Source organism: Desulfovibrio sp. (assembly GCF_009712225.1).
GTDB lineage: Bacteria > Desulfobacterota > Desulfovibrionia > Desulfovibrionales > Desulfovibrionaceae > Desulfovibrio.
In genome coordinates this window covers 182,559-193,575 of sequence record NZ_WASP01000010.1, presented here as the reverse complement: position 1 = coordinate 193,575, position 11,017 = coordinate 182,559, and the positions used below count along the sequence as shown (strand labels likewise).

The window sequence follows — 11,017 nt, the reverse complement described above, 5'->3', positions numbered from 1 at the left end:
AGGGCGGCGCCTCTAACTCCCCCGCCCCTCTCCTCGGTCCATCAATTATCCAACTAAGCCATACCTAAAACTCATACCGCAGCGAGCCAAATACGCCATGCCCAGTGCGGTGTTCCGAGGCCTGCAGGTTGTAGTTCAGCCCAAGGGTAAAGTCGCCCTTGCCAAGCTCAAAGCCCAAGCCGCCGTCAAATGTGGCGTAGTCCACCACCTGCATTTTCATTTCGGCCTGGCTGTCCACACCGGGAATGCGGGCCTTGCTCCTGGCCTTAACGTCTCCCGCCGCCGGAATAACGCCCAGATCAAGCTGCGGCTTGATCTGCCAGCCGCTCTCAGTTTCGAAGGCTTTGGCAAAGCTCACGCCTACGGGGAATGTCCAGATGGACTGTGTGCTCTCGTCCACCTCAAAGACCGTGCCGCCGCTCTTCACGTCATAGCCATCAGTCACAAGCCCAAGGTAGCGCACCCCCACATGCGGAATAATATCCAGCGCACCGGCGTTGAATTTGTATTCCGCCTTGAGGCCCGTATTCCAGGCATGGCTGGTTACGTCGGCCTTGAGGTCGCCCATTTGCATGGAGGCTGGCATATCCTGCTCTACCTTGCTGTAGTTGCCGGTATAGCCCACATCGGCAGAGAGGCCGAAGTTGTTGTACACCCAACCTCCGTAAAGGCTCACGCCCCAGAAGTTGAAGCGGTTGTCTGTGCTGTTGAAATCGCCGTTGGATGTGGCGTACCCGGCACCGACGTTGAACGCGGCACCGAAGCGGAACATGTCGTTAATGGTGTAATCCGCACCCAAGGCAATGCCGCCCAGGTTGCTGTTGTAGCCGGTCTTGAAGCTCTCTGCCTTCATGCCCCAGATGCTGTTGGACTGGTAAAGCGGCATGATCCACACCCCAAGGCCGTTTTTAAGTCCGTCACCGGCACTGAGGCCGGAATCAAGGCTGAGGCTGCCGTCTGTATCTTGGCGCACAGCCACGGCTTGGCTCATATCCGTACGTGGCAACGCCATAGATGTGCGGTTGAGCACCGCACCGGATGCAGCCGTCGCAGCGCTCAGGGTGCTGCCCTGCACGGCACCTATAGCAGCCATCTGGGCTGCCCCTTCAACAGTTGCGGCGGCCTTGTTGCGGTCTGTCGTGCCGATGTAATTGTCGCTCATGGCACGGGATACGAAGCGCACGCCCGCGTTGGGCGAGTTCGGGTTTACTCCGGTCTGAACCACCATGCGATCTACCAGTGCCCCCATGCTGTTCGACAGCATGGGGAAGGACGAAGACGCCGCATTGGCCTTAAGGCTCACGCTGTATGCGCCATTGGCTGTATCAAACGTGCCGCCCGTGGCGGAAAGCAAAGCGGTGCTTGTGGTCAGGTTGCTGCCTGTCCAGCTGGCAGCATCCTTTGTGGAAGCGCCAAAGCCGCCAGTGACGTTCACCGTTTCTCCGTCCTGACCGCCTACAATGTGCAATTTTGCACCGGAATCCACAGTAAGGGTGCTGGTGCCCCCGGTTTCACCGGAGAGGGCCACGCCGCTGCCGATGCCCAAAGCGTCCACCACAAGCAGAGATTTATCGGCAAAATGTGCGGTGTTGGCCGTGGCAGCTGCGCCGCCCGTGACCCATGTTCCATCCACATTGATGCCGCCTGCGGTGCTCAGCGTCTGCGGCGTGCGCAGGGCGAGCGCAGCAGTTATGTCCTGCCCCCACAGGCCTTTTCCGTCATTCTGGTAACGCTGCACTTCTGTGCGCAGCCATTCTGCGTCTGTGCTGCCAAGCGAAACCATGCTGTTCTGCCCCACGGTCATGAGGGCATCCACGGTATTAGCGGTGAAGGTCAGACCGCCCATGGAAGCGTTTGAAGTGTCACCAGCGGCAGCGAAAGGCGGGTCAAAGTTGAGCTGACCGCCGTTCATGCTGACGCCAGTGGCAACAAGGGTGCCGCTGCCGGAGCTGCTGCCCACGGCAACCGTAGTGGTTGCGTTGCCAGTGAGACCCCCGGCAACGGTGTGCGTGCCGTTGATCACATTGATAGTATTGGTGCCGGTTGAGGCGTCAATGCCGCCTTGTAACGTGCCGCCGGTTGAGCCGCCCGCAGGATTGCCCAGCGTCAGTATGCCGCCGTTGAGCGTAACGCCGCTGTCTGCATGGACATTACCTGAAGCCTGTCCCGTAAGGGTCAAGGCTGCGTTGCCGCTGACAGTGGTTGCGCCAGTAATGCCGCCAACCGTTGCTGCCCCGGAAGCGAGCCCTCCGCTGCCGTTGATGACGGCAGTGGGCGTGGCAAGCCGGGCGTCGCCCACATCCTGCAACGAAGCACCGGAAGTGCTCACCGTGATGCCCTGTACTGTGCCCGTGCTGCCAGCAGCCAAGAGCTTGTCTGACAAAGTTTTGAATTCAGCCAGCGTCATGCCTGAACCGGCATAGCCGTTCAGCAGCAGGGTGCCGCCATTGGCAACATTCACGGCGTGCTGCGTGGCAGAGTCTTTGAAGTCATCGCCAGTGGCGTTGACCAGTTCATCGTACTTTACCTGCAAGGTGCCCGTACCCGTTACTGCCACGCCCGTGGAACCGGCAGCGTAGGCTGCATTGGCTACACTGCCATTGACCACAAGTTTGCCTGAATTGGTGGTGCCGCCCACAGTCAACAGGCCACCGGTCTGATCAAGGTTGTTCACGGTCAGCACAGAGTTGCCGCTGATCTTGGTCTGTCCGCCGGTTTGGGTCAGATCGCCAGTCTGCCAGTTGCCATGCCCAACCTGAAGTGAGCCGCCGCTCACGGCCAGAGATGTGGTGGAATTCTGGTCGCCGCCGGGGCCGGAATCCGCCCCAAGAAAAACGTTGTTGCCCGTGCCAATGCTGAGGCTTGTTCCTTGCAGGAACGCCGTGCCATCAGTGGTGCCTAGCAGTGTGAGCGTGGCGCTGTCGCCGCCTGCAACATTAAAAGCAAATGTGCCGTTGCGCATGTCCAGCGAGTTCAGCATGAGCATGCCTTTTTTCAGGGTTGCCGTTCCGCTGGGGGCCAGCCCCATGTGCTGGGCGCTGACAGTGCCACCATCCAAGGTGAAGCTGCTACCCAGCAGCCCCGTGCCCGGCTCAGGGCTGAAAGAGCCGAAGTGCAGATTCTTCGCAGAAGTCAGCGTCCCGCCGGTGTTAACGGTTACATCTGACCCGCTCACCTTGGCGTTGCGCGCAATGGCCAGCGTACCGCCATTGTTCACGTCAATTGTGGTGTAGGTTTCTGCCGCACCGTCCGCTACCTGGTGCGTGTCGCTGATGGCGATGGGCGCAGCGGCAACTGCCATGCCAGCACCTCCCATCAAAAATGCGCTAACTGCCACTCCGCCAAGTACATTGAGCATGTGACATTTTTTCAGAATTCCCCTGTAGCGTTGCACGAGCATGCCCAGGGCGCCTTGTGTAAATCGCATGCAATCCTCCTCAGAAATTGTCTGGTTGTGTCCAACCGGCTTCCTTCGCGGAAGCTGGAACAACTTTGTTCTTCCCGTTGTGAGGATTATGTAAAATTAGCCGTCGGTCAATACCCTACTAGCGAATGTGCCGCATTTCATTCAAATCTTGCATCATGCAAGAAAAATCATGCCCATTCGGACCGGCTTTTAGGCTGGAGCGTCAGCAGCGAGGAATATCGCAGTGGACGGTATCCATGCGTCTGCAGTACCACACGCGTAACATCCAACGTATTGAAGATGGCTCGCGCCAGCCTGGTGTGCTGCTTGCGCTACGCATGGTGGTCGCAGTTGATGGGGCCCCGGGGGATTTTTTTGAAACGCTTTTTGAAGAAGCCGCCTGCGAGGCGTGCGAGGGGGCGTCATCGCCAACCACAAGGGTGAGCGTGACTTACCAGCCACTGGGGGCTGGTGAGGGCCTGAAGAGCATATTTGGTCCGTTACTGGCTCAGGCACGGTTGGCCGTCGGCATGTCGCAGACCGCCATGGCAAAAAGCGCGGGTTATAACCTGCGCAATGTCAATGCGGTGGAAAAAGGGCTGCAAGAGCCTGGCGTGATGTCTGCTCTTGCCCTTGTGGCGGCAACGGGGGTCGATATCCGCGAGTTTTTTGATCAGCTGCATCATGCATCAGCGGCGCTCTCCAAAGAGTAATTGCGGCGGGCCGTGGAGATATGGTCAACTGGGTGTTCCTGTGCTAGTGGCAGGGCATGACAGACACAAAAGGGTGCACAGGTAAAACCAGCAGAGAATGCGCAGGTATGTGGCTGTGCTTTGCTCTGGGTGTTACTCTGTGCCTTTTATCCGCCTGCGCTTCCTCCCCTCGGCAAAAAGCCAGTGCTTTTGCGCAAGAGCATGGATTTGCCGAGCGCCTCTTCTCAACGGAACTGTTTACTTTGTATGGCTTGCTTCGCCCCGGCTTATCGCCTCATTCAAAAATTTTGCGCGTGTATATTGAAGGCGACGGACACGCCTGGGAGTCACGCACCCGGCCATCTGAAGACCCCACACCGCGCAATCCTGTGGCCCTGCGCCTGGCTATGGCCGATCTGGGGCCGGACCCAGTGCTTTATCTGGCGCGACCATGCCAATATGTTCAGGGCGACGACAGACGGCAATGCTCAAAGCGCTACTGGACGTCAGCGCGGCTTGGGCCAGAGGTGATTAAAAGCCTTGATGCGGCTATTACCTTAGCCAAGGCTGCTTGCGGGGCAGAGCAGGTCATTCTGGTCGGTTTTTCTGGCGGAGGCGGTGCTGCGGCGCTTCTGGCTGCCATGAGGCAGGATGTGGCCTTTCTGGGCACGGTTGCGGGCAATCTTGATACTGATGCTTGGGCAGACCTGCAGGGCGTGAGCCAGCTTGCAGAATCATTAAACCCCATGGCGGTGGCTCCATCGCTGCAGCACTTGCCCCAGCGGCATTTAAGCAGCCGCACGGATGCGACCATGCCCCCGGAAATCAGCGAGGGGTTCTGCCGGGCAGTGAACCAGCCAGAAAATTGCGTTGTTATTTCAGGCGTGCCGCATGGCGGGCCGTGGCAACGTTACTGGGGTTATGATTATACAGGCCAAAAAAGAAAGGGCGAGGCCCACCCATTTGAGGATGCTTACACTAGGGCAAGCCCATAAGAGCAGCAATGGGCCTCATCTGCACTGTAGATCGCATCGTTGCTCTTGATTATTTCAATAAGACCATCTGCCTCTACCTCAGACAGGTCAGCAAAGTCTTTTCTGAAATGCATCGACGATAACGCTTCTGCGTCAACACCATACTGTTCAGCCAGGTTGAACACGTAGGATAGCATTTTGGGGGAAGCTTTGGGCGGTTTGCTAAGGCTGCTCATTGCGGAGTCCTTTCCGTATGTACATTGAGTGCGTTTAGTAGGGGGGTATCGCTGTGGGGCGATACCCCTCTGGGGGCTATTGCAGCGCATATGTTTCCAGTTTGCTTCGCAGATAGGCAATAAACGATTCACGTGTATAGCCGACCTTGGAACCAATCCGTATTTTTTCGCTTGGGCCTATATGAAGAGCGTCGTTGTTGCTGAGCGTTTTGGCAGAGATAAGCCCGCCAGTGGCACGTGACGCTTCAGCCCGAGAGACCATAGGGGGCAGCTCGCGTTCAAGGGTTTTGAAAAAGTCTTCCGTAACGAATCCTTGAGCAAGTACTGATACGATGTGCGGGAATTTTTGTTGCATGGGTACCTCTTTTGGATGTGCTGTGGGCTGTTAACGGCTGTGGAAGGAATGCATAGTATTAGAGCCTACTGTGTGTAGCCGTCCCCGTTTATGCTTAACTAAAGCTATCTGCACGATCCCGTTCACAGCTTGCACGATGGGACTCAGGACGTGAGGTGTATGCGTTGTGTCTTGCCGAAATCACGAACCCCATCATTGTAAATTCCCTTGGTGTGGTCTTTAGCCATGTACATGGCCTGCCGCACAACGGCTTCAATCTTGTCTTCGTAGTTGGGGTCATCACTGCGCAGGATGATGCCATTGGCTTGCCTGTGGCCGTCAGGGCCTCTGTCGCAATAGTGAATCAATCCGTGAGGGGCCACATTGAGTAACCTGCCCCACATTTTTTCTGCTGACTCAATGTAGGGATAGTACCTACGAGTCTTGTTGCCATCGAGCAAAAGCATGCAGTGATAGTGTTGGTTGTTGCTTCTAAGAGATTGCTCTCTCACCCAGAAATACGCTGGGGATACCCCTTTACGCGAACACCTTTGGATCAACAACTTCATGAGAGCTGACATGTCGCTGTTATCTTCGACAGCCATGAAGCCTTTGGGGTAGGTCACATCAAACCGAATAACCATTGTTTTGCTGTGTGACGTTGAGTACTCCGTAAGGAGTGTTGCTAGATTGTCACGTATAGTTGATCTGTACAGGCTATGGTCATCATCATGCATCATAGGTCTAAAGTCTATGGTGTTCATTTGAATCTCCTGTATGTGTTTCTTCTTGATTACTGTTTTGTGTTTGCATATCTATATCGTTCTTGTGTTTGTATTTCTATCTATGCCACTTGTTGTGGCATAGATGCAATACTTATAGTTCTTATATAAGTACTACAATCATACCTTCGTTGTTATCGCAGAGAATCTGGCCGGTTGAGCTAAAAACCTCAAGCCAACCAAGCGAATTATGACAAGTACATTTGAGGGAATTAGCTTTTGCATATCATTAGGTATTGAGTAACGTAGATTGGCTGGAGACATACACCTAGATGGCGTTAGACGACATTTCACTGTTGTAGCTGTTATCACAGGCGTAATGGTTCGTGAGCATGCACTTCTTCCACTTTTCATGTATACAGAAACTGAAAGTGTCTTTATTGGATTGTGCGGTGCAGGGGTTGACGCGAAAGGCTTTATGACCTTTCAGATTCCGAAGTGGGTCAGGTCTCTACAGCCAAAGAGTTTCAGTCGAAAAAGCACTGAGTATCGCTGACATTGCGCAGGTATATCTGACCTTCCCCCCGAAAAGTATGCCATTGAAAAATTAGTGTTCCTGACATAGGAGCACAAGAATGAAACGTAGCAGATTCACCGAAGAACAGATTATTGGGATCTTGCGGCAAGCCGAGGCTGGCATTCGTGTTGTCGATCTGTGCCGTCAGAATGGCATTTCGGATGCGACCTTTTACAAATGGCGCAGCAAGTTCGGTGGGATGAACATCTCTGACGCCAAGCGGTTGCGCCAGTTGGAGGAAGAGAATGCCCGTCTGAAACGACTTGTAGGCGAACAGGCGCTTGATATCGTCGTCCTGAAGGATGTGATCTCAAAAAACTTTTGAAGTCCGCAGCCAACAGGGAAGCCGTGCATCACATTCAGGCTGCGCATGGCTACTCAGAGCGGCGGGCTTGCCGAGTGATTCAGTTTAATCGCTGCTCAGCCAGACGGCCACCATCTGAGGACCGTGATCTTCTTTTGCGGACTCGGATGCTGGAACTGGCAAATGACCGGCGGCGTTTCGGTTCTCCGCGCTTGCATGAATTACTGCGCCGGGAAGAACTGGTGCAGAACCACAAGCGGACAGAAAGGATTTACCAAGAAGAAAACCTTTCACTGCGCACCCGCAAGCGAGTGAAGCGTCCAAGCCATGCTCGTATTGTCCAGGCTGGCCCTGCTGGCCCAGATGAACAATGGGCGATGGATTTTGTAAGCGACTCCCTTATGGGTGGGCGACGCATCCGGATTTTGACAATTGCCGATCTGTGGGATCGTTCAAGCCCCGCGCTCGAAGTGGATATGTCGTTGCCTGGAGTTCGAGTTGTGCGTGTTCTTGAAAGACTACGCCTCCAAGGTCGGTTGCCGCAGCGGATCAAGGTTGACAACGGGCCGGAATTTAGCGGTAAGGCCTTAGATGCATGGGCTTTTGAGCATGGATACAGATAGAGTTTACTCGTCCGGGGAAGCCTACGGATAACGGGCACATTGAAAGCTTTAACGGAAAATTCCGGGATGAGTGTTTAAATCAAAACGTGTTTTTGTCCCTGCACGATGCCCGCAGAACAGTTGAAGCTTGGCGGCAGGATTACAACCAGCAGCGACCGCACAGCTCATTGGGCTGGCTGACTCCGGAAGAGTTCCATGAAAAGAATATAACCTGCAACCCATTGGGAACCACTAACTTACAAGTGGTATACGCAGTGGGGTAAGGTCACATCCGGTGATCAGCGGAATGGGCGGTCGGTATGCGCCATAGCCTTTGCTGCTGCCCTAAGTATTCATGGCGTCAGCGGCGGGGTAACCCGGGTTAGGCGGAGGTGTTTTTGGGGCATTGGCCTCAGGGGACCTACTGTGCAACAGGGCGCGAAAAGGCATGGCAGGCGGTATCATCAATCGCAATCAAAAGACGTTTGATGGTTTGTCTGAGATTTCTCTTGTTTTTATAATGCTTCTCCTTCTTTGGTATGGTTGGTAGGTTGGCAGATTCTAGTGATCCATCCACGCAAACAGCTCTCCCCCCTAAAGGGGAGAGCTGTTTGCGTGGATGGATCAGAATATGTCTGCCAACCTGTCAATTCAAAAGAAAGAGGAAAGCAATTAACACTGAATACAAAGGAGAAACGGAACTCCAAGCGGACAGCCTGCCTGTAAAGCACACCACACAAAAATGGCTTGCCCAATACTTAATTCATCCGGCCTTAATCTTCCGTCCTGATCTGCGCCGAATTGATAAGAGCACCTTGTTATGCGTCCCCCTGATCAGGTGCAATCTCAGCGGAGGATATCACTCCACCCTTGCCCTTAGTAGGTGCATTTGTCCAAAATTCAAGCTGGCCACCCTCGCGCAGTTGCTTTATGCGAGCCGAAAGAACGCTACGCCCAAGGTGCAACTGCACCATCAGCTCTTTGACGATATCGCCCTGTGCCTTGTCAGGGTGTTCTGCAATATAATCGATGATGGCCTGATCGGTATCCACCTTGCTGGGTGCAGATATGTTGTCATCCGAATTTTTCATACCTTCGTCCTCACCAGCCGGAAGGGCGTTGGTAGACGAAGCTGTTGGCTCCTTGCCAATGGGCTGGAAGGTCATGCCACCGGATTCCATTTTCATGCGATATTTGACCCAGCAATTTGGACTAGATTCAAAGTTGCGATTTTTTGTTGCTGTGGCCTCAATCTTATCATTTTTCTTTTTAAGTAGCAGAACAGCGTCTACAGTCATCTCCTTTCCCATAGTCCCGGATGCTGTATCCCCTTTCTTGCCTTGATGATCGATCACTATTGCAGCTTTTCCATTCTTTCTGCACCAATCATAGAAATTATTGAGTGCTGCGACGTTAGAAATTTCGTTTGACATGTTCGAAGGGAAAATTTTGAACAAGCTGTCGATAATGATAATGTCTGCCTTTGCAATGTCTGGCAGCAAATCTCTCCAGCCAGTATCTGTATCGAGCAGCAGATCTCTCTTCTCCACTACCGATGAGCGAACCATAATTTCTTCTGCGGCTTCCTCAGGCAATCCAAGTCCCGTGGTAATTGAGCGAGCACGTTTTTTCAGGCTGCTTGGGGGCATTTCACCATCGATCAGCAGTACGCTGTATTTACGTGAAGGACATACGCGTCCATCAAGCGCCTTATGCCCATTTGCGAAGCACAGGGCCAATAGAAGCGCAAACATGCTTTTCCCTACGCCGCGCCATGCAAATATAGTCATCTGGTCGCCAATGCGCAGTAAGCCTTCCATGATCAATTCTGGCTCGTTTTCGCTGCTGGGCAATTTGGACAACGGTATCGCACCCGGTAGAATCTCCACTTTAAATTCATCGCGGCAATGTTTTGCAAAATCATAAAGATCGAGACATTTGTCCGGGGTCACGATGGGATAAATGTCATGGGCAAGTATAATACGGTCGCTTCTGTTGTGCTGCTTTTTTAAACGTTTCATAAAGCGAGGAGTCAGCCCTTGAGCTTGCAGGGCGATGTATACCTTAAATGCTTCATGACACCCATCAACAGAATTGTCTGGAAAAATGATTGGTTTCATTGACCCAATGGGTGACCAATCACTAACTGCAACTGAACTGTATGTCGTTACTGGAATCGTTTTATGAATCCATGCGTGATCCTCCTTGATAGTTTCACATGTTACCTCATTTGCACATATGAGGACATGTTTATTCATATCATGCCACCGTACCAAATCATGCAAATCATACAGCTGGCAATTATGGGGAGGATAAAGCAGATCAAAAACAACATTGCCATCAGAGTTAGCATCTCGCTGCCAAGCCGATATCGGAAGCTTGGTAATCACTCCTGTTTCATCAAGAAAATACACAATACCAAAAGCTGTACTTCCATTTTCTGTAGAGTACCAATACACTCTAAACCGCTTGAATCCAAAGTCTATCGAGAAGTTTTCAATGGCCAGTTGTGCATGCAGCTTGTCTCTGTCCGACATCAATGCGCTGTTGTGACAAGCCTTCAAATTGAATAGATAACGATCTTCTTGGGTCAGAAGCATCCCCATATTCCTAAGAATATTCGAACAGACATTTTCGGGAAGCCATCCTTTTTTCTGTTGGAAAAGTGGCCCAAGGTAATACCCCTTTGATGTTGGGTTTTGTTCGGCGTCCAGGATGGCTTGCTTGTCGTTGATATTTCCGTGTAGACAGCTAGCACGGTGATTCCTTTGAGTAGAATACGCACCACAGCTATCAGGATGCAAAGAAATGGTCGTCCCACTTGATAAAAAAATGTCATTCCCATCAGGTTTTGCATTGGGATCGATAAGCTTTGCTAGGTTCATTACAAGAGCTCGGTCAGTTTGAACTTTGCGCCAAAGCAAGTCTTGTATAAGTCTATCTTCTAAAGAGCCACGCAAGCTCCATGCCTGGTGGCCGAATGCCCGTAAGTAAGCCATGCTCTCCTCCACTGAAAGTAATGCTGAAACAGATATTGTTAAGTTGACAGTGTTGCACTAAATGGCATTGTCATGGTCGGCTTACAGTCTGACGGTAGGCACGGTAGTGTGTTTTTTTACTGTCGATATGAAACTGTAGCGTAGAGATGAATCAATTGTGACATCTCTGTC

At 52.6% G+C, this 11,017-nt stretch carries 7 protein-coding genes and 1 pseudogene; 3 read left to right on the top strand and 5 right to left on the bottom strand.

The window, feature by feature from the left end; translation table 11 throughout:
• Positions 1–64 precede the first annotated feature (64 nt).
• The gene (locus F8N36_RS13205; RefSeq protein ID WP_291333283.1) at positions 65–3,427 is read right to left on the bottom strand and encodes an autotransporter domain-containing protein; all 3,363 of its coding nucleotides are present in this window, start codon (positions 3,425–3,427) and stop codon (positions 65–67) included.
• Positions 3,428–3,663: 236 nt separating this feature from the next.
• Here F8N36_RS13205 and F8N36_RS13200 point away from each other — a divergent pair, with 236 nt between their 5' ends.
• Together F8N36_RS13200 and F8N36_RS13195 are read left to right on the top strand one after the other, a co-directional pair.
• Positions 3,664–4,119 (top strand): helix-turn-helix transcriptional regulator, encoded by a 456-nt coding sequence (locus F8N36_RS13200; RefSeq protein WP_291333282.1) that lies wholly within the window; start codon positions 3,664–3,666, stop codon positions 4,117–4,119.
• 293 nt (positions 4,120–4,412) lie between these two features.
• Positions 4,413–5,093 (top strand): hypothetical protein, encoded by a 681-nt coding sequence (locus tag F8N36_RS13195; protein WP_291333281.1) that lies wholly within the window; start codon positions 4,413–4,415, stop codon positions 5,091–5,093.
• On the opposite strand, the gene F8N36_RS13190 is transcribed toward F8N36_RS13195, so the two are convergent.
• The 3 genes from F8N36_RS13190 to F8N36_RS13180 all read right to left on the bottom strand — a co-directional run bounded on the left by F8N36_RS13190 (position 5,072) and on the right by F8N36_RS13180 (position 6,406).
• Positions 5,072–5,308 (bottom strand): hypothetical protein, encoded by a 237-nt coding sequence (locus tag F8N36_RS13190; protein WP_291333280.1) that lies wholly within the window; start codon positions 5,306–5,308, stop codon positions 5,072–5,074. The two genes, F8N36_RS13195 and F8N36_RS13190, sit on opposite strands and share 22 nt — an antisense overlap.
• A gap of 76 nt (positions 5,309–5,384) precedes the next feature.
• Entirely contained in the window at positions 5,385–5,663 is a 279-nt protein-coding gene (locus F8N36_RS13185; protein WP_291333279.1) for a hypothetical protein, read from the bottom strand.
• 143 nt (positions 5,664–5,806) lie between these two features.
• A complete protein-coding gene (locus F8N36_RS13180) occupies positions 5,807–6,406 on the bottom strand; it encodes an inovirus-type Gp2 protein (RefSeq protein WP_291333278.1) in 600 nt (199 codons plus the stop codon).
• 593 nt (positions 6,407–6,999) lie between these two features.
• Between F8N36_RS13180 and F8N36_RS13175 the strand changes: the two are divergent.
• Positions 7,000–8,131: pseudogene (locus F8N36_RS13175) on the top strand (IS3 family transposase).
• A 534-nt stretch (positions 8,132–8,665) separates the two neighbouring features.
• Here F8N36_RS13175 and F8N36_RS13170 read toward each other — a convergent pair.
• Positions 8,666–10,846, bottom strand: a complete 2,181-nt coding sequence (locus tag F8N36_RS13170; protein ID WP_291333277.1) for an AAA family ATPase — start codon at positions 10,844–10,846, stop codon at positions 8,666–8,668.
• Positions 10,847–11,017 lie beyond the last annotated feature (171 nt).

Bases quoted from the DNA above. Each gene is read 5' to 3' on its own strand.
- F8N36_RS13185 (WP_291333279.1), bottom strand. From the start codon at position 5,663: ATGCAACAAAAATTCCCGCACATCGTATCAGTACTTGCTCAAGGATTC.
- F8N36_RS13170 (WP_291333277.1), bottom strand. From the start codon at position 10,846: ATGGCTTACTTACGGGCATTCGGCCACCAGGCATGGAGCTTGCGTGGC.
- F8N36_RS13180 (WP_291333278.1), bottom strand. From the start codon at position 6,406: ATGAACACCATAGACTTTAGACCTATGATGCATGATGATGACCATAGC.
- F8N36_RS13200 (WP_291333282.1), top strand. From the start codon at position 3,664: ATGCGTCTGCAGTACCACACGCGTAACATCCAACGTATTGAAGATGGC.
- F8N36_RS13190 (WP_291333280.1), bottom strand. From the start codon at position 5,308: ATGAGCAGCCTTAGCAAACCGCCCAAAGCTTCCCCCAAAATGCTATCC.
- F8N36_RS13205 (WP_291333283.1), bottom strand. From the start codon at position 3,427: ATGCGATTTACACAAGGCGCCCTGGGCATGCTCGTGCAACGCTACAGG.